Origin of the sequence: Streptomyces sp. NBC_01288 (assembly GCF_035982055.1) — a bacterium.
Lineage (GTDB): Bacteria > Actinomycetota > Actinomycetes > Streptomycetales > Streptomycetaceae > Streptomyces.
Genome location: NZ_CP108427.1, coordinates 4016572 through 4034057 on the forward strand (window position 1 = coordinate 4016572; position 17486 = coordinate 4034057).

Consider the following 17486-nt stretch of genomic DNA (forward strand, 5'->3'; position numbering starts at 1 on the left):
CCATCGGGCTGAGGGACTGAGGAATTCTGATGAAGATCCACAAATACGACACCGTCATCGTCGGCGCCGGCGGCGCCGGTATGCGCGCCGCGATCGAGTCGACGAAGCGCAGCCGCACCGCGGTACTGACGAAGCTCTACCCCACCCGCTCCCACACGGGCGCCGCGCAGGGCGGTATGGCCGCCGCGCTCGCCAACGTGGAGGAGGACAACTGGGAGTGGCACACCTTCGACACGATCAAGGGCGGCGACTACCTGGTCGACCAGGACGCCGCCGAGATCCTGGCGAAGGAGGCCATCGACTCGGTCCTCGACCTGGAGAAGATGGGCCTGCCGTTCAACCGCACGCCGGACGGCACGATCGACCAGCGGCGTTTTGGTGGCCACTCCCGTAATCACGGTGAAGCGCCCGTCCGCCGGTCCTGCTACGCGGCCGACCGCACCGGCCACATGATCCTCCAGACGCTGTACCAGAACTGCGTGAAGGAGGGCGTGGAGTTCTTCAACGAGTTCTACGTCCTCGACCAGCTGATCGCCGATGTCGACGGCGTGAAGACGTCGGTGGGCGTCGTCGCGTACGAGCTGGCGACCGGCGAGATCCACGTCTTCCAGGCGAAGGCCGTGATCTACGCGTCCGGCGGCTGCGGCAAGTTCTTCAAGGTGACGTCGAACGCGCACACCCTGACCGGCGACGGCCAGGCGGCCGTGTACCGGCGCGGGCTGCCGCTGGAGGACATGGAGTTCTTCCAGTTCCACCCGACCGGCATCTGGCGCATGGGCATCCTGCTGACGGAGGGCGCCCGCGGTGAGGGCGGCATCCTCCGCAACAAGGACGGCGAGCGCTTCATGGAGAAGTACGCGCCGGTCATGAAGGACCTCGCGTCCCGTGACGTCGTCTCCCGCTCCATCTACACGGAGATCCGGGAGGGCCGCGGCTGCGGTCCCGAGGGCGACCACGTGTACCTCGACCTGACGCACCTCCCGCCGGAGCAGCTGGACGCCAAGCTGCCCGACATCACGGAGTTCGCGCGCACCTACCTCGGTATCGAGCCGTACACGGACCCGATCCCGATCCAGCCCACCGCGCACTACGCGATGGGCGGCATCCCGACGAACGTCCAGGGTGAGGTCCTCACCGACAACACCACGGTCGTCCCGGGCCTGTACGCGGCCGGCGAGGTCGCCTGCGTGTCGGTGCACGGCGCGAACCGCCTCGGCACCAACTCCCTCCTGGACATCAACGTGTTCGGGCGCCGGGCGGGCATCGCGGCGGCGGAGTACAGCCAGAAGGCGTCCTACGTCGAGCTGCCCGAGGACCCGGCACAGCAGGTCATCGACCAGGTCGAGCACCTGCGCGACTCCACGGGCACCGAGCGCGTGGCGGTCATCCGCCGCGAGCTGCAGGAGACCATGGACGCGAACGTCATGGTGTTCCGCACCGAGCAGACGATCAAGACGGCGGTCGAGAAGATCGCGGAGCTGCGCGAGCGCTACCGCAACGTCTCGATCCAGGACAAGGGCCGCCGTTTCAACACGGACCTGCTGGAAGCGATCGAGCTCGGCAACCTCCTGGACCTCGCCGAGGTCATGGCGGTCTCCGCCCTCGCCCGCAAGGAGTCCCGCGGCGGTCACTACCGCGAGGACTACCCCAACCGCGACGACATCAACTTCATGCGCCACACCATGGCGTACCGCGAGGTCGGCGACGACGGCACCGAGTCCATCCGTCTCGACTACAAGCCGGTCGTCCAGACCCGCTACCAGCCGATGGAGCGTAAGTACTGATGGCTACCCCTGTTCTGGACAAGGCGGAAGCGGCCGGCCAGCCCGAGCCCGGCTTCGCCGACTCCCCGTACATCACGGTCACCTTCCGCATCCGCCGCTTCAACTCCGAGGTCTCGGCGGAAGCGGTCTGGGAAGACTTCCAGCTGGAGATCGACCCCAAGGAGCGCGTCCTCGACGGCCTCCACAAGATCAAGTGGGAGCTGGACGGCACCCTCACCTTCCGCCGTTCCTGCGCCCACGGCATCTGCGGCTCGGACGCGATGCGGATCAACGGCAAGAACCGTCTCGCCTGCAAGACCCTGATCAAGGACCTCAACCCCGAGAAGCCGATCACGGTCGAGCCGATCAAGGGTCTGACGGTCCTGAAGGACCTGGTCGTCGACATGGACCCGTTCTTCCAGGCGTACCGCGACGTGATGCCGTTCCTGATCACCAAGGACACGAACGAGCCGACGCGCGAGCGTCTCCAGACGGCCGAGGACCGCGAGCGCTTCGACGACACCACGAAGTGCATCCTCTGCGCCGCCTGCACGTCCTCGTGCCCGGTCTTCTGGAACGACGGCCAGTACTTCGGCCCGGCCGCCATCGTCAACGCCCACCGCTTCATCTTCGACAGCCGTGACGAGGCGGGCGAACAACGCCTGGAGATCCTCAACGACCGCGACGGCGTGTGGCGTTGCCGCACGACCTTCAACTGCACGGACGCGTGCCCGCGAGGCATCGAGGTCACGAAGGCGATCCAGGAAGTGAAGCGAGCACTGATCACGCGGCGCTTCTGAGGTTGTTTTCCGTACGGCTGTGAGGGCCCCGTTCCTGTTCTGGGAACGGGGCCTTCGGGCGTGCGGGGCCACGATCGGGTGAAGCGCCTCTTTCAGGGCTCCTGAGGGATGCCCGGCCTACGATGATGCTCTCGACACCAGCCCAGCAGGAGGCACGCGATGTCCGCAGCATCCGTCGAGCGGCCGCATGAGGACCGTCCGTTGATCGCGGAGGCGAACCGGATCATGGATCGCCTCCCGGGCTACCGCGTCGAGATCATCGGAGGCCAGATCATCGTGAGCCCGCCCCCGGACGTACCTCACGCCCGCGCGCTGACCGACCTCACGGTCCCCTTCCTTACGGCCGGGCTGCACGGGATCGAGTCAAAGGTGCTTCAGGGCACCGGGCTGTGGCTGCCCACGGGGACAGAGGATTACGCCATCCCTGACCTGGCCGTCGTCGACACCGACATCGAAGACCACTACGTCGAGAACAACTGCTACGACCCGGCGCCGTTCCGCCTCGTCCTGGAAGTGACGTCGAGCAACTACCAGACCGACCTGCGCACCAAGGTCGCCGCCTATGCCGGTGCCGCTGTGCCCGTCTACGTCATCGTCGACCGCAAACACCAGCGCCTCCACGTCCTGACGGACCCGGCCACAGGCGAATACACCAACCACCGCGTCCACGCCCCCGGCGAACTCGTCACCCTCCCCGACACCCTCGGCGCCAAGGTCACCCTCGACGTCGCGGAGATCCTCAAGGCGGGGCAGCCCAAGAGCGACTGACCTCGCCGCCCGGCTCACCACCGGCTCAGGATCGTCGGGCAATCCCGGGCCTGCGCCGATCATCGACCTAATCTGACGGAATGTCAGACGAAGAGTCGTACGAACTGCTCGGCTTCGACAACCTCCTCCTCCCCGTAGGGGACCTCACCGAGGCCGTCCCCTTCTACGAGCGCGCCGGGTTCACCGTCGGGTTCCGCCTCGACGAGGCCGGGATCGCGATCCTGAAGGTCGGCGGCGAGACACCCGGGGTGCTGCTGCGCCACGAGGAAGGGCTGGGGCACCGGCCGCCGCCATGGCCCTCGCCCCGCGTGTGGCTGGAGGTCCCGGACGCGCGGAAGGCGGCGCAGCACCTCACCGCCGCCGGCATCCCCCTCCTCGACCCACCCTTCTCCGTGGCCACCGGGTGGACCGTCGAGATCGCCGATCCCTGGGGCAACGTCATCGGATTCACGGACTACTCGAAGCGGCCCGAGTTGGCGCGGCGCGTGTGACACAGGTCCCAGCGCAAGCGAGTTGAACACGTTCAAAAATGCTCCTACAGTTCTTCCTGTCAGCATTTTTGAACGTGTTCAAGAAGGGGGAGGCGCATGGACCGCACGGTCATCGCCTACGTCATCTATCTGATCGTCAGCATCGGACTCACCGTCTGGGTGGCCCGCACGCTCAGCCACAACGGGCGGATCTTCCTCGCCGACGTCCTACGGGGGAACGAAAAACTCGCGGAGGCCGTGAACCACCTCCTGGTGGTCGGTTTCTATCTCGTCAACCTCGGGTTCGTCGCCCTGTACCTGAGCGGCGACGGCACCATCGACGACACCCGGGGCATCTTCGAGGCCCTGTCGAAGAAGGTGGGCGTGGTGCTGCTGGTGCTCGGGGTGATGCACCTGGGGAACGTGTTCGTGCTGAACAAGATCCGCCGGCGCGGTGTGCTGGAGCACGAGCAGGTGCCGCCGGTCGGGCCGCAGAGCTGGGTTCCGCCGACGGCCGGGGCGTGACGGGGGTGGCCCCGGTCCTCGGCGGGACCCAGGACCGGGACGCCCAGCGCGTCCCGGTTCACGGGCTCACCGTCCTCTACGACGCCGACTGCTCCCTGTGCGCCTTCCTGCGCGACTGGCTCGTACGGCAGTCGCAGCTGGTGCCCCTGGAGCTGGTACCAGCGTCCTCCGAAGAGGCCCGGCGGCGCTTTCCCGGGCTCGACCATCGCGCCACCCTCGACGAGATCACCGTCGTCGGCGACTCCGGGCAGGTCTACCAGGGCGCCGCCGCCTGGATCGTCACCCTGTGGGCGCTGCGCGAACACCGGCCGCTGGCCCACCGGTTGAGCACCCCGGCCGGGGCCAGGATCGCCAAGGGCGCCGTGCTCGCCGCCGCCAAGTGGCGCGGGGCGCAGTGGGGCTCCGGACGCTGGGGCGGCGGTGTGTACCGGCAGCGGGACGGGTGGACGTACGACCCGCGCAAGGGGTGGTCGTACACCGCGCCGGGCTGCGCCGACGGTTCCTGCCCCACTGGATAGGCTCTCTTTCCGTGCCAGCGAAGAACGACAGCCCCGAAGAGGACGGCGGTACGCCCGCCAGGTCCGCGAAGTCCGAGCAGACCCGTGCGCTCATCCTGGAGACGGCCATGCGGCTGTTCCAGGAGCACGGCTACGACAAGACGACGATGCGGGCGATCGCCAAGGAGGCGGGCGTCTCGGTCGGCAACGCGTACTACTACTTCGCCGGCAAGGAGCACCTGATCCAGGGCTTCTACGACCGGCTCGCCGAGGAGCACCGGATCGCGGTCCGCGAGGTGCTGGACCGGGAGACCGATCTGGAGTCGCGGCTCGCGGGCGTGCTGCGGGTGTGGCTGGACATCGCGAAGCCGTACCACCAGTTCGCGGTGCAGTTCTTCAAGAACGCCGCCGACCCGGACAGCCCGCTCAGCCCGTTCTCCGCGGAGAGCGAGCACGCGCGCGTGCAGGCCATCGACGTCCACAAGGAGGTGCTGTTCGGCGCGAAGACCAAGGTCGCGCCGGAACTGCGGGACGTGCTCCCGGAGTTGATGTGGCTCTCCCAGATGGGGCTCGTGCTCTATTGGGTGTTCGACCGGACCGAGGGCCGCGAGCGGAGCTACCGGCTCGCGGAGCGCGGTGCCCGCCTCACCGCGCGCGGGGTGTCCCTGGCGCGCTTCAGGGTGCTGCGGCCGCTCGTCCTGGAGGTGCACGAGCTGTTCACGGACTTCCTGCCGGGCATGACCCACGCGCTGCCCGACCCGGCGAAGGCCAAGAAGAAGCAGGAGAAGCGCGGGGCGCCCGCCGACGTGCCTGCCGACGACGAACGCCCCTGAGCAATCAGGCCGGTGGACGGCGTCAGTTGACGGCGTCCACCTCGCCCTCCGCGAGCTCGACGTCGTGGACCAGCGGACCGTCCGTCACCGCCACGTGGCGGGCGATCGAGCCGTACGAGGTCGCCGTCGTCGCCAGGAGGTAGGTCCCCGGGCCCGGCACCGACACGATGTACGAGCCGTCCGCCAGGGTCTCGACGCGGTCCAGTTGGCGTCCCCCGGCCGACAGCAGCGTCACTGACACGCCCTCCAGGGGCTCACCCTCGGTCGTACGGACGAAACCGTGGACGGCCGAGGACGGGCCCTCCACGGCGGCCGGTGCGGGCTCCTCGGCGGGCTCCACCGCGAGGTGCGGCAGCGCCTTGTCCAGCCAGCCGGGCAGCCACCAGTTGGACTTGCCCAGGAGGTGCATCGCGGCCGGCACCAGGGCCGTACGCAGGATGAAGGCGTCCAGAGCGACCGCGGCGGCCAGGCCGACGCCCGCCGTCGCCGCGCCGGAGTTGCCGCTGAGGACGAAGGCCAGGAAGACGCAGACCATGATCAGGGCCGCGCTGTTGATGACGCGGCTGGTCTCCGCGAGGCCGACGCGGACCGCGCGGGCGTTGTCCTTGGTGTGGACCCACTCCTCGTGCATACGGCTCACCAGGAACACCTGGTAGTCCATGGAGAGGCCGAACAGCAGGGACAGCATGATGACCGGCAGGAAGGCGTTGATCGGGCCCTCCTTGCCGAGGCCGAGCATGTCCAGGCCCCAGCCCCACTGGAAGATCGCCACCAGGACACCGAAGGAGGCCGCCGCCGCGATGAGGTTCATCAGGGCGGCCGTCAGCGGCACCACGAGCGAGCGGAAGGCCAGCAGCAGGAGCAGGAAGCTCAGGCCGATGATCGTCGCGACGAAGAGCGGCAGGCGGTCGCCCGTGACGGTCGCGAAGTCCTTGGAGATCGCTGTCACGCCGCCGACGTGGCCGGTCACGCCGGCCTCGGGTATCACCTTGTCGCGCAGGGTGTCGATCAGGTCGTCCGTCCGCACGGACTGCGGTGAGGTCTTCGGGACGACCTGGATCACCGTCACACCGTGCGCGGGCGGCAGCGCGGCCACCTGGGCCACGTCCTTCGTCGCCCGGATGTTCTCGACCAGGGTGGCGGTGTCGCCGCCCGAAGTGACCACCTGGAGAGGGCCGTTGAAGCCGGGACCGAAACCGTCGGCAAGGAGGTCGTACGCCTGCCTGGTGGTCGTCGACGTGTCGTCGTTGCCCTGGTCGGTGGCGCCGAGGCGCAACGACAGGATGGGGAAGGCGAGGAGGGCCATGACGACGAGGGCGAACACGGCGATCCGGCGCGGGCGCTTCTGCACGGCGGCCGACCAGCGGGCCGCGAGATTGTCGGTGCGCTCCGGCTCGGAACCGGTCGCGGCCAGCTTGCGGCGCTGCTTGCGGCTGAGCACCCGCACGCCCAGGAAGCCGAGCAGGGCGGGCAGCAGCGTCGTGGCCGCGAGCACGCTCAGGACCACGGTGAGCGAGGTGCCGATGACCACGCCGTCCAGGAAGCGCAGGTTCGTCACCAGCATCCCGGCGAGCGCGATGCACACCGTGCCGCCCGCGAACAGCACCGCCCGGCCCGAGGTGTTGAGGGCGATGACCGCCGACTCCTCGGGATCCAGGCCGCGTTGGACGCCGCGTCGGTGCCGGGTGACGATGAACAGGGCGTAGTCGATGCCGACGCCGAGGCCGATCAGGGTGGCCAGCAGCGGGGCCAGGTCGGGGATGTCGGTGGTGTGGCTCAGGAGCTGGGTGGAGAACAGGCCCGTGCCGACGCCGAAGACGGCGATGCCGATCGGGAGCAGGGCCGCGTAGAACGAGCCGAAGGCCAGGAACAGGACGATCGCCGCCGCGAGGATGCCGACGCCTTCGGCGATGCCGCCCGGGGGTTCCTCCACGCGTTGGACGGCCTGCCCGCCCAGCTCTACCTGGAGGCCCTTGCGTCCGGCGTCCCGCGCGGTGTCGACGACCTTCTGGACGAGGTCCTTGGGGACGGCGTTCGCCTGCTCGGCGAAGGTGATCTGCGCGTACGCGATCGTCCCGTCGGAGCTGATCTGCGCCGCGCCCCGGGCGCCCGAGTAGGGGCCGGTGACCCCGCCGACGCCCTTCATGCCGGCGATCTTGTCGAGCGCGGGCTGGATCCGGGACCGTACGGACGGGTCCTTCACCGAACCCGAGTCGACCTTCCAGACCACCGTGTCGGTGTCGCCCGAGGTGTTCGGGAAGGCCTTCGCCATCTGGTCGTACGCGCTCTTGGAGTCCGTGTCCGGGAGGGAGAAGACGTTCGCGTAGTCCGTCCCGGCCGTCGAGGCCGACAGGCCCAGGCCGAACAACGCCCCCACCCACAGCAACAGGACCACCAGCCGGTGCCGATAGCACCACCGTGCCAATGCCGCCACGCTCAACGCTCCTTATTCGAAACCGAGTTGACTCGGTCGATCGGTCGGTTGGTCCCCCAGGTCCTGGCCTACAGAATTGGCGGCGGCACGCACGCGTGGACATGTTCTGGCCATGACTCTCAAGGAACTCCAAAGACCGAACCGGCCCGACTGTCAGTGCCCCGGCCGATACTGGGGGCATGACGGCTCCAGGAACCGTGCTGGTGGTCGAGGACGAACCGAGCATCGCGGACGTCCTCGCCATCGCGCTGCGCTACCACCGCTTCGAGGTGATGGTCGCGGGCACCGTGCGCGAGGCGCTCGCCCTCGCCGAGCGCACCCGCCCGGACTGCGCGCTGCTCGACGTGATGCTCCCGGACGGCGACGGCCGCGCCCTGGGGCAGGAACTGCGCGCCCGCAGGCCGGACCTGGCGGTCGTCTTCCTCACCGCGCGGGACGCGCCGGCCGAGATCGTCGGCGCCCTCGGCTTCGGCGACGACTACATCACCAAGCCGTTCGACATCGACGTGGTCGTCGCCCGCATCACCGCCGTCCTGCGCCGCACCCGCCCCGCCGACGTCCTCCCCCAGCGCCCGCCCCTGCGCTACGGCGACCTGGAGCTGGACGAGACGACGTACTCGGTGCACCGCGCGGGCAACTCGGTCGAGCTGACCCCCACCGAGTACGCCCTGCTGCGCTTCCTGGTGCGCAACGGCGGCCGGGTCGTGCCCAAGGAGCAACTCCTGCGCCACGTCTGGCAGTACGAGCACACCCCGCCGGAGTCGACCGTCGTCGAGACCTACATCAGCTATCTGCGGCGCAAGCTGGAGACCCTGGGACCGCCCGTGATCACCACGCGGCGGGGCGTCGGATACGGGCTCGCATGAGGAAGTTCCACCTCCCGAACTGCGAGCGCGGGGCCCACTCCCTGCGCGCCAAGCTGACCCTGGCGAACGTGGCACTGCTCGCGCTCGGCATCGTCATGGCCACCGCCGTCAGCCTGATGGGCATGCGGCACTACCTGCTCGCCCAGGTCGACGCCGAGCTGACCAAGTCCCGTGACTCGCTGAGCGGTTCGCAGCTCACCATGGAGCAGCTCAACACGCTGAGCACGCTGGCCGGCATCGGCGACCACCTGATCCCGAAGCAGATGGGCGACTCGCCGAACCCGGACACCGTGTTCGCGGCGGTCGGCGCACAGGGCCGGGTCCTCACCGTCGCCGGCTTCGAGCCGACCGCCGCCCAGCGGGCACTCGCCGCCGACTTCCACGACCCGGCCACGCTGACCGCCAACGGCACACCGCGCGACATCACGCTGCGCGGCGACCCGTACCGCGCCACCGGGACCCGGCTCGCCGACGGCACGTACATCCTGATCGCCGCCTCCACCGACGGCTTGCACCACGGCATGGCCAAGGCCCTCAAGCTGGACCTCGCCTTCGGCAGCCTGCTGCTCGTACTGCTCGCCGCGCTGACCATGATGAGTGTGCGACGGCGGATGCTGCCCCTGGAAGACATGGTCGAGACCTCCACGGCCATCGCCGAGGGCGACCTGACCCGGCGCGTGCCCTCCAGCCACCATCCGACGCAGGAGGTCGAGCAACTGCGGGTCGCCCTCAACTCCATGCTCCACCAGGTGGAGTCGGCGTACCGCACGCGCGAGCGTACGGCGGCCCAGCTGCGCCGCTTCGTCGCCGACGCCTCGCACGAGCTGCGCACCCCGCTGTCGGCGATACGCGGCTACCTCCAGCTGTACGACAAGGGCATGCTGACCGAGCCCGACGAGCGCAAGCGGGCCTGGGACCGGATGAACGCGGAGGCGGACCGTATGGGCCGTCTCGTCGACGAACTCCTCATGCTGGCCCGCCTGGACCAGCAGCCCGAACTGCGCTTCCGCAGCGTCGATCTGAGCCGCCTGGTGCGCGACGCCGCCGAGGACCTGCGGGTGCAGCAGCCGGAGCGGCCCGTCACGGTCGGCGCCGACGGCTCCCTCCTGGTGCGCGCCGACGAGTCGGGGCTGCGCCAGATACTCGGCAACCTGGTGACCAACGTCCGCACCCACACGCCGGCGGACGTGCCCGTACGGCTCGGTGTGGAGCGCGAGGACGGGGTCGTACGGCTGTGTGTCGCGGACCAGGGTCCGGGGCTCTGCGAGGACGACGCGGCGCGCATCTTCGACCGCTTCTTCCGGGCGGGCGGCGGCGCGGGCAGCGGTCTGGGGCTGGCGATCGTGCAGGGCGTCGTCAAGGCGCACGGCGGCGACGTGGCGGTGCGGACGGCGCCGGGCGAGGGGCTCGCGGTGACGGTGACCCTGCCGACGCGGACGCCCGTGCCGTCGTAGAAGAACAGGGGTGTCAGGGGGTGTCGGCCTGGACCAGGGCCCAGACCGTCTTGCCGTGTGGGCCGCGGCTCCAGACGCCCCAGGCGGCCGCGATGCCCTCCACGAGGTGGAGACCGCGGCCGGCCTCCTCCAGGGCCGTCACGACCCGCAGACGGGGTTCCAGGCGGCCCTCGTCCGACACCTCTATGAGGCAGGAGCCGTCCGCGAGGGCCGTCACCGCCACCTCGAACTCCCGCTCCAGGAGCGGCCCGTGGCGTACGACGTTGGTCGCCAGCTCGGACACCAGCAGTACGGCGTCCTGGAGCGCCGGATCGTCACTCCGGTGTCCCCAGTCGGCCAGATGGTCCCGGACCCGGCGCCGGGCGAGACCCACCGAAGCCGGGTGCCGGGGCAGCCGGAATGCGTTGCGTCTGACCACGTCGGCTCCTCACCCACACACCTCCGTCACATGGTGCTGCGTGCGATGGCCCACCGGCGTCACTCGGACAAAAGATCGAACAAAGGTCAGCCCCGCGGCATCACGTCCGATGCCGCGGGATCGCCTCAGATCCAGTCCAGCGCCCACAGCCGGAACACGCCGGTGCCGTCCGTGAGGTAGGAGATGCCGCCGACGTCCTCGCTGCTCACGACGTACTCCTTGCGCTGCCACAGCGGGATCAGCGGCACGTCCGCGGCCACGTCCGACTGGAGGTCGCGGAAGTCGTCGTCGACGCGGCTGCGGTCGGCGAACTTCTGGCTGCCGAGGATCAGTTGGTCGACGATCTTGTTGCTGTAGCCGGTGTTCATGGTGGAGCCGGAGCCGACGAGCGGGGAGCCGAAGGTGTCCGGGTCGGGGTAGTCGGCGACCCAGCCCACCGCGTACGCGTCGAGCTTGCCGGTCGCCCAGCGCTTCTGGAAGTCGGTCCACTCGTAGCCCTTGACGTCCACCTTGAAGAGGCCACCCGCCTCCAGCTGCTTCTTCAGCTCGGCGGCCTCCTCCTTGCCGGCGCCGTGCCCGATGCCGTAGCCGTAGGTGAAGTGCACCGGGACGGAAACGTCGGCCTCTTCGAGGAGTGCCTTCGCCTTTTCGACGTTCTGGGAGGGGTAGTCGTCGAAGAAGGACGTCGTGTGGCCGACGATGCCGGTGGGGATCAGCGAGTACAGCGGGTCGACCGTGTCGTCGTACACCGTGGCGGCCAGCTGTTCGCGGTTGATCAGCCAGGCCATGGCCCGCCGCACGAGGACGTCGTGCAGGGGCGTGCCCTTACGGGTGTTGAGGTACAGGTTGCGGGTCTCGGAGCTGTCCGCCTCCGACACGCGCTGGTTCGGGTCGCTCGCCGAGAGCCCGGAGAGCATCTTCGGCGGCAACTGACGGGTGGCGACCTGGACCTGCTTCGCCTGGTACGCCTTCTGAAGCGCGTCCGAGTCGGCGTAGTAGCGCAGCTCGATCGGGCTCCCGGTGTTCTTGACGGCACCCTTGTAGTGGCTGTTCGGCGAAAGGACCGCCTTCTTGTCCTTCGTATACGTGGACAGGGTGTACGGCCCGGTGCCGTCGACCCGGTAGCCGTTGCGCGGGGCGCCCTTCGGGTACTTGGTGCTGTCGACGATCGCACCGGCGCCGGTGGCCACCTTGAACGGGAACGTGGCGTCCGGGGACGACAGATGGAAGGTGACCTTCATCCCGGAGGCGTCGACCGAGCCGAGCGTGGAGAGCAGCGACGACGGACCCACATCGGAGTTGATCTTCTTGACCCGGTCGAAGGAGAACTTCACGTCCTCGGCGGTCATCGCGCGCCCGCTCGGGAAGGTGAGCCCGTCGCGCACCACACAGCGGTACGTCGTCAGCCCGCCGCCCACGAACGCGCAGCTCTTGGCCGCGTCCGGCACGGGTGTCGTACCGCCCGAGTCGAACGTCATGAGCGACTGGAAGACGTTGCTGTAGAGCGCCCAGGAACCGGCGTCGTAGGCGGCTGCCGGGTCGAGGGACGTGACAGCGTCCGTCGTCCCGACCGTGATCGTCTTGTCCTTGCTCCCGTCCGAGGGCAGCAACTGCCAGCCCCCGACTCCCACGGCCGCCAGAACCAGCAGCGTCGCGAGAATCCGTATGCGAACCGACCGCATCGGTGTGCCCTCCCAAGGGCCCTCCCGGGCCCCTCACATGCCACTCCCCTAGTGGCGCGGATCACCTAACCACAGGAGTTTCATCCGGGGGAAGAGGGTTCTGCCGAGATGAGAAAGAACTTACCGACGGGTGTTAATCGCCTGTTTCACAGCCGGTTCTCAGCCAGTTCGCAAGTGCGCGCCCGCATGGGCAACTAAGCCTGTTTCGAGGCCAGTTCGACGACCGTGATGTCCGAAGGCGCCCCCACGCGCGTGGGCGGTCCCCAGGCGCCCGCGCCCCTGCTGACGTACAACTCGATGTCGCCGTACCGCTCCAGGCCCGCGACCGTCGGATTGGCCGCCGCGGCGACGAAGTTGCCGGGCCACAACTGGCCGCCGTGGGTGTGCCCGGAGAGCTGGAGGTCGACGTCGTGCTTCACGGCCTCGTGGATCTGCACGGGCTGATGCGCGAGCAGCACGCACGCGCGCGTGGTGTCACGGTCGCCGAGCGCCTTCCCGAAGTCGGGCCCCTGTCCCTCGCTCTCGCCCTGGAGGTCGTTGACCCCGGCGAGGTCGAACCCGGCCAGTTCGGTACGGGCGTTCTCCAGGGGGTGGATCCCGAGCGTGCGGACCTCTTCCAGCCACTGTTGGGCGCCGGAGAAGTACTCGTGATTGCCAGTGACGAAGAACGACCCGTGCCGCGCCCGCAGTTGAGCCAAGGGAGCCGCGGCGGGCCCCAGGTTCTTGACGCTCCCGTCGACCAGGTCGCCGACGACCGCGATGAGGTCGGGCTGCGTCGCGTTGATCGTGTCGACGACCTTCTGCGCGAAGCCGCGCCCCAGGAGCGGCCCCAGGTGAATGTCACTGACCACCGCGATCCTGAACCCGTGCGCGGACCGCGGCAGCTTGGCCAACGGCACGGTGACCCGCTTGACGCTCGGCCCGCGCAGCACACCGTAGGTGCCGTATCCGACGGTCCCGACGGCCGCGGCGGCGGCCGCGCCTCCGACGACACGGGAGACGAAGAGCCGACGGGAGGGGACGGAGAGCGGACCACTGCCCTGCGGCTCTTCAGGGGCCGTTTCAGAGGCTTCTTCCGGGGCTGTGGCGGAGACCGGGGCCTCACGCTCCTCCACGGCCGTCCCGGGCCGCCCGCGCCGTTCGAGGAGCCGGCGCAGCAGCGGCCGTAGGACCTCGCCCGCGAGGACGGCCAGCAGGAGGTAGATCGCGAGGGCCATCCACAGGAAGCCGGGCCAGCCCAGGGCCTGTTGGAGCCAGAAGGGCGCGCCGCCCCGTTCGGCGGCCAGGGCCGCGATCATCAGGACCGGGCCGGCGACGAGCACGGCCGTGCCGGTGACGCGGGCGGGACCCCACGCGCGCGTGGTGTCGCGGACGAGGCGGCGCCAGACGTACCAGTGCCCGCCGCCGAGGACGGCGACCGCGACCAGGGCGACGAGAGCGATGACGACGACGGCCACTTCTCTATGACGTCTCGCGCAGTGCGCGCAGTCCACGCAACCCGAGGCCCCCGATGACCGTCCCCAATACGAAGGAGACGATGGCGAGGGTCAGGTGCACCCAGAAGTACGCCGTCGGGTGGCCGTCGTCGAAGGCCAGTCCGCTGCTGTCCGCTACGAGGTTTTTGACGAAAGTGACCCAGATGACCCAGCTCCACACCCCGAAGGCGAGCAGGAACCAGGAGACGGGGCGGCTGAGCTTCATGAGTCCAGTATCGCCGTCGTCCCCGGGGGCCCGTGTCCGGGGTGGGGCCGGTGACGGGACTTCGGGTCCCCCGGCATGTACGTTCTCGTCCGTGCCCGCTCCACTGCAGACCATCAGGCGACCCCTGCTGGTGCTTTCCGCCGCCCTGTCGTCCCTCGCGCTCACCGCGCCCGTCGCCCTCGCGGCCCCGAGTCCGACGCCCACCCCGACCGCGACTCCGAGTTCGTCGGCGAGTTCGTCGGCCGGTTCGTCGGCGACTCCTGCGGCCACTCCCCCGGCGAACATGTCGTCGGTGGGCGGCACCCGGCTCGGCCAAGCGGGGACGCAGGTCAATCTGACGTCCGGGGTCCCGGTGCTGCCGAAGGACGTCACCGCACGGTCGTGGATCGTGAGCGACGCCGAGTCGGGCGCGGTGCTCGCCTCGCACAACGCGCACTGGCGGCTGCCTCCGGCGAGCACCCTGAAGATGCTGTTCGCGGACACCGTGCTGCCGAAGTTCCCGAAGACGACCGAGCACAAGGTCGTCGCGTCCGACCTGGCCGGCATGGGCACCGGTTCGAGCCTGGTCGGGATAAAGGAGGGCGAGAGCTACACGGTGCACGATCTGTGGCTCGGTGTCTTCCTGCGCTCCGGCAACGACGCGGTGCACGTCCTGTCCCACATGAACGGGGGCGTCGCCAAGACCGTCTCCGACATGAACGCGCACGCCCAGGACCTCCAGGCGCTGGACACGCGCGTGGTGACGCCGGACGGCTACGACGAGCCGGGGCAGGTCTCGTCGGCGTACGACCTGACGCTGTTCGCGCGCTCCGGGCTTCAGAAGAAGGACTTCCGGGAGTACTGCTCGACGGTGAGCGCGAAGTTCCCGGGCGAGACGACGAAGAAGAAGGGCAAGTCGGTCCGCGGGACCTTCGACATCCAGAACACCAACCGGCTGCTGAGCGGCGACTCGGACGTCTCGGTGTACCCGGGCATCGCGGGCGTCAAGAACGGCAACACCACCAACGCGGGCGCGACCTTCACCGGCGTCGCCGAGCGCAACGGCAAGGTGCTGCTGGTGACGGTCATGAACCCGGAGAAGGCCGAGCACAACGAGGTCTACAAGGAGGCCGCGAAAATCCTCGACTGGGGCTTCCAGGCGGACGGGAAGGTGCAGCCGGTGGGTGAGCTGGTCGCGCCCAAGAACGTCCCGCAGGCGAGCGCACAGCCGGGTGCGACGGCCACCGGGGAAGCGGGCGGCGACACGTCCACGAAGCCGAGCGCCGGCGGTTCGGCCTCGGCGTCGGCCGCGGAGGAGGACAGTTCGAGCGGGGTCGGGATCGCGCTCGCGGTCACCGGCGGGCTGCTCGTGCTGCTCGCGGCCGGGGTCTTCCTCGTCAACCGGCGCTGGCCGCTGCCGGATCTGGTCCGGCGCCGTCGTCCCTGACCTTGGGGTTCTCGGTCTCGTCGGCCGGGTCGTACGCGTCGTCCTCGGGGTCCCCCTTGCTCGGCGTCGCCGTCCAGGCGGCGCAGAACAGGACCAGCTTCGAGGTGAAGTTCATCCACAGCAGCAGCGCCACGGGGACGCCGAACGCGCCGTACATGCTCTTCGCGGCGACGCCCTGGATGTAGCCGCTGAGCAGCAGCTTCAGCAGTTCGAAGCCGACGGCGCCGATCAGCGCGGCCACCAGGAGCCGGCGGCGCGGGGGTTCGACGCCGGGCAGCAGCGTCAGGACGTACAGCAGAAGCAGGAAGTCGACGAACACGGCGACGCCGAACGCGGCGACGCGCAGCAGGATCCCGCCCCAGCCGCCCTGCACCAGGCCCAGTTCGCGGCTGATCCAGTCGACCAGGGCGGAGGCGACCGTGGAGATGGCGATCGTGGCGAGGACGGCGCCGCCCAGGCCGATCAGCACTCCGGTGTCGATGAGTTTGCGCAGCAGGGGGTTCTCGTCGCGGTCGGGCAGCTCCCACACCGCGCGCAGGCACTCCCGCATCGAGCCGACCCAGCCGATGCCGGTGAACAGCAGGACGGCACCGGCGATGAGACCGATGGTGCCCGCGTTGTCCACCAGGGAACCGATGTTGAGCTGCTCGGAGATGCCGGGGACCTGCTCGGCGATCTTGTCCTGAAGCTGGTGCTGCTGGTCGGTGCTGAGAGTGGCGGCGGCGATCGCGGCAGCCACGGTCAGCAGCGGGAACAGCGCGATGAAGCTGATGAACGTCATCGCGGCGGCCAGCTGCGACCACTTCACCCGGTCCAGCCGCTCGTACGACCGCCACGCGTGCGTGAGCATCACGCGCGCCACCAGCGGCCCGATGACGGGGAGCTTCTTCAGCCAGTCCATGATCCGATTCTGCCCTCCTCCGGGGAGACCGATGTGCGGGTACCCCACAAACACGCGCGCGTGCCGTCATCGTCGGCGGCATCCGATTAATCGCCCATTTCAGGGAGGGGGTCGATGCCGCACAACTGAACGCCCATAGCGGGACGATACGGTCACCCGCATGCGTCCTCCACAGTCCCTCCTTGTCCTCGGCGGTACCTCAGAGATCGCGTTGGCCACCGCCCGCCGGATGATCGCGCGGCGCACCCGCACGGTGTGGCTGGCGGGCCGTCCGTCGCCCGCCCTGGAGAGTGCCGCTTCGGAACTGCGTGTCCTGGGGGCCGACGTCCACACCGTCGCCTTCGACGCACTCGACCCCGATTCCCACGAGACCGTGCTCGGCAAGGTCTTCGCGGAGGGCGACGTCGACATGGTCCTGCTCGCCTTCGGCATCCTCGGCGACCAGGCGCGGGACGAGCGCGAACCGGCCGCCGCGGTGCGGGTCGCGCGGACCAACTACATCGGTGCCGTCTCGGCCGGCCTGGTCAGCGCGCGGGCGCTTCAGACCCAGGAGCACGGCTCCCTGGTGGTGCTCTCCTCGGTCGCCGGCGAACGGGCCCGCCGCGCGGACTTCATCTACGGCTCCAGCAAGGCCGGCCTGGACACGTTCACCCAGGGGCTGGGCGACGCGCTGCACGGCACGGGCGTGCACGTCATGGTCGTACGCCCGGGGTTCGTACGGTCGAAGAAGACGGCCGGTCCGGAGAAGGCGCCCTTCGCGACGACTCCGGAAGCCGTCGCCACGGCCATCGAACTGGGCCTGCGCCGAGGCTCGGAGGCCGTCTGGGTGCCCGGGACGCTGCGCGTGGTGATGTCGGCGCTGCGGCACACGCCGCGGGCGCTGTTCCGGCGACTGACGGTCTGACCCCGCGCGCCCAGGTCGTGTCCGGCCCAGTGGCTGTCGTGTCC

Annotated in this window: 17 protein-coding genes; 11 read left to right on the top strand and 6 right to left on the bottom strand. The window is 69.5% G+C overall.

Features of this window, described 5'->3' with window-relative positions:
* Nucleotides 1–29: 29 nt before the first annotated feature.
* From sdhA to OG194_RS17500, 7 genes are all read left to right on the top strand, one after another.
* On the top strand, nt 30–1784 hold the full coding sequence (gene sdhA, locus OG194_RS17470; RefSeq protein ID WP_327401776.1) for a succinate dehydrogenase flavoprotein subunit: 1755 nt from the start codon (nt 30–32) through the stop codon (nt 1782–1784).
* Nucleotides 1784–2563, top strand: a complete 780-nt coding sequence (locus OG194_RS17475) for a succinate dehydrogenase iron-sulfur subunit (RefSeq protein ID WP_327401777.1) — start codon at nt 1784–1786, stop codon at nt 2561–2563. Before sdhA ends, OG194_RS17475 begins: the two co-directional genes overlap by 1 nt.
* Nucleotides 2564–2722: 159 nt before the next feature.
* Nucleotides 2723–3331, top strand: coding sequence for a Uma2 family endonuclease (locus tag OG194_RS17480; protein WP_327401778.1), 609 nt, complete (start codon nt 2723–2725; stop codon nt 3329–3331).
* Between the two features lie 80 nt (nt 3332–3411).
* Nucleotides 3412–3822, top strand: coding sequence for a VOC family protein (locus OG194_RS17485; RefSeq protein ID WP_327401779.1), 411 nt, complete (start codon nt 3412–3414; stop codon nt 3820–3822).
* 96 nt (nt 3823–3918) lie between these two features.
* Nucleotides 3919–4326: a hypothetical protein gene (locus OG194_RS17490; protein ID WP_327401780.1), complete on the top strand. Its 408-nt coding sequence runs from the start codon at nt 3919–3921 to the stop codon at nt 4324–4326.
* A complete protein-coding gene (locus tag OG194_RS17495) occupies nt 4323–4844 on the top strand; it encodes a thiol-disulfide oxidoreductase DCC family protein (protein ID WP_442811581.1) in 522 nt (173 codons plus the stop codon). Before OG194_RS17490 ends, OG194_RS17495 begins: the two co-directional genes overlap by 4 nt.
* Nucleotides 4845–4855: 11 nt before the next feature.
* On the top strand, nt 4856–5656 hold the full coding sequence (locus OG194_RS17500; protein ID WP_327401781.1) for a TetR family transcriptional regulator: 801 nt from the start codon (nt 4856–4858) through the stop codon (nt 5654–5656).
* Between the two features lie 22 nt (nt 5657–5678).
* On the opposite strand, the gene OG194_RS17505 is transcribed toward OG194_RS17500, so the two are convergent.
* Complete coding sequence (locus OG194_RS17505; protein WP_327407116.1) at nt 5679–8081, bottom strand: MMPL family transporter; 2403 nt, start codon at nt 8079–8081, stop codon at nt 5679–5681.
* A gap of 188 nt (nt 8082–8269) precedes the next feature.
* Here OG194_RS17505 and OG194_RS17510 point away from each other — a divergent pair, with 188 nt between their 5' ends.
* Complete coding sequence (locus OG194_RS17510; protein WP_033280148.1) at nt 8270–8956, top strand: response regulator transcription factor; 687 nt, start codon at nt 8270–8272, stop codon at nt 8954–8956.
* Nucleotides 8953–10410 carry a sensor histidine kinase gene (locus OG194_RS17515; protein ID WP_327401782.1) on the top strand — a complete coding sequence of 486 codons (1458 nt, stop codon included), beginning with the start codon at nt 8953–8955 and terminating at the stop codon, nt 10408–10410. The genes OG194_RS17510 and OG194_RS17515 overlap by 4 nt, the downstream gene beginning before the upstream one ends.
* A gap of 13 nt (nt 10411–10423) precedes the next feature.
* Here OG194_RS17515 and OG194_RS17520 read toward each other — a convergent pair whose 3' ends face one another.
* The 4 genes from OG194_RS17520 to OG194_RS17535 all read right to left on the bottom strand — a co-directional run bounded on the left by OG194_RS17520 (nt 10424) and on the right by OG194_RS17535 (nt 14211).
* Entirely contained in the window at nt 10424–10828 is a 405-nt protein-coding gene (locus OG194_RS17520) for an ATP-binding protein (protein WP_327401783.1), read from the bottom strand.
* A gap of 125 nt (nt 10829–10953) precedes the next feature.
* Nucleotides 10954–12510 carry an ABC transporter substrate-binding protein gene (locus OG194_RS17525; RefSeq protein ID WP_327401784.1) on the bottom strand — a complete coding sequence of 519 codons (1557 nt, stop codon included), beginning with the start codon at nt 12508–12510 and terminating at the stop codon, nt 10954–10956.
* Between the two features lie 194 nt (nt 12511–12704).
* A complete protein-coding gene (locus OG194_RS17530; RefSeq protein ID WP_327401785.1) occupies nt 12705–13967 on the bottom strand; it encodes a metallophosphoesterase in 1263 nt (420 codons plus the stop codon).
* Between the two features lie 4 nt (nt 13968–13971).
* A complete protein-coding gene (locus OG194_RS17535; protein WP_327401786.1) occupies nt 13972–14211 on the bottom strand; it encodes an SCO4848 family membrane protein in 240 nt (79 codons plus the stop codon).
* Between the two features lie 91 nt (nt 14212–14302).
* Between OG194_RS17535 and OG194_RS17540 the strand changes: the two genes are divergently transcribed.
* Complete coding sequence (locus OG194_RS17540; protein WP_327401787.1) at nt 14303–15637, top strand: D-alanyl-D-alanine carboxypeptidase family protein; 1335 nt, start codon at nt 14303–14305, stop codon at nt 15635–15637.
* Here the strand turns inward: OG194_RS17540 and OG194_RS17545 are convergent.
* On the bottom strand, nt 15588–16538 hold the full coding sequence (locus tag OG194_RS17545; protein ID WP_327401788.1) for a YihY/virulence factor BrkB family protein: 951 nt from the start codon (nt 16536–16538) through the stop codon (nt 15588–15590). The two genes, OG194_RS17540 and OG194_RS17545, sit on opposite strands and share 50 nt — an antisense overlap.
* Before the next feature lie 160 nt (nt 16539–16698).
* On the opposite strand from OG194_RS17545, the gene OG194_RS17550 reads away from it, so the two are divergent.
* Nucleotides 16699–17442 carry a decaprenylphospho-beta-D-erythro-pentofuranosid-2-ulose 2-reductase gene (locus tag OG194_RS17550; RefSeq protein WP_327401789.1) on the top strand — a complete coding sequence of 248 codons (744 nt, stop codon included), beginning with the start codon at nt 16699–16701 and terminating at the stop codon, nt 17440–17442.
* Nucleotides 17443–17486: the final 44 nt, after the last annotated feature.

Excerpts from the sequence above, each read along its gene's own strand:
- OG194_RS17485 (WP_327401779.1), top strand. The coding sequence starts at position 3,412 with ATGTCAGACGAAGAGTCGTACGAACTGCTCGGCTTCGACAACCTCCTC.
- OG194_RS17535 (WP_327401786.1), bottom strand. The coding sequence starts at position 14,211 with ATGAAGCTCAGCCGCCCCGTCTCCTGGTTCCTGCTCGCCTTCGGGGTG.
- OG194_RS17550 (WP_327401789.1), top strand. The coding sequence starts at position 16,699 with ATGCGTCCTCCACAGTCCCTCCTTGTCCTCGGCGGTACCTCAGAGATC.
- OG194_RS17525 (WP_327401784.1), bottom strand. The coding sequence starts at position 12,510 with ATGCGGTCGGTTCGCATACGGATTCTCGCGACGCTGCTGGTTCTGGCG.
- sdhA (WP_327401776.1), top strand. The coding sequence starts at position 30 with ATGAAGATCCACAAATACGACACCGTCATCGTCGGCGCCGGCGGCGCC.
- OG194_RS17475 (WP_327401777.1), top strand. The coding sequence starts at position 1,784 with ATGGCTACCCCTGTTCTGGACAAGGCGGAAGCGGCCGGCCAGCCCGAG.
- OG194_RS17545 (WP_327401788.1), bottom strand. The coding sequence starts at position 16,538 with ATGGACTGGCTGAAGAAGCTCCCCGTCATCGGGCCGCTGGTGGCGCGC.
- OG194_RS17490 (WP_327401780.1), top strand. The coding sequence starts at position 3,919 with ATGGACCGCACGGTCATCGCCTACGTCATCTATCTGATCGTCAGCATC.
- OG194_RS17510 (WP_033280148.1), top strand. The coding sequence starts at position 8,270 with ATGACGGCTCCAGGAACCGTGCTGGTGGTCGAGGACGAACCGAGCATC.
- OG194_RS17480 (WP_327401778.1), top strand. The coding sequence starts at position 2,723 with ATGTCCGCAGCATCCGTCGAGCGGCCGCATGAGGACCGTCCGTTGATC.
- OG194_RS17515 (WP_327401782.1), top strand. The coding sequence starts at position 8,953 with ATGAGGAAGTTCCACCTCCCGAACTGCGAGCGCGGGGCCCACTCCCTG.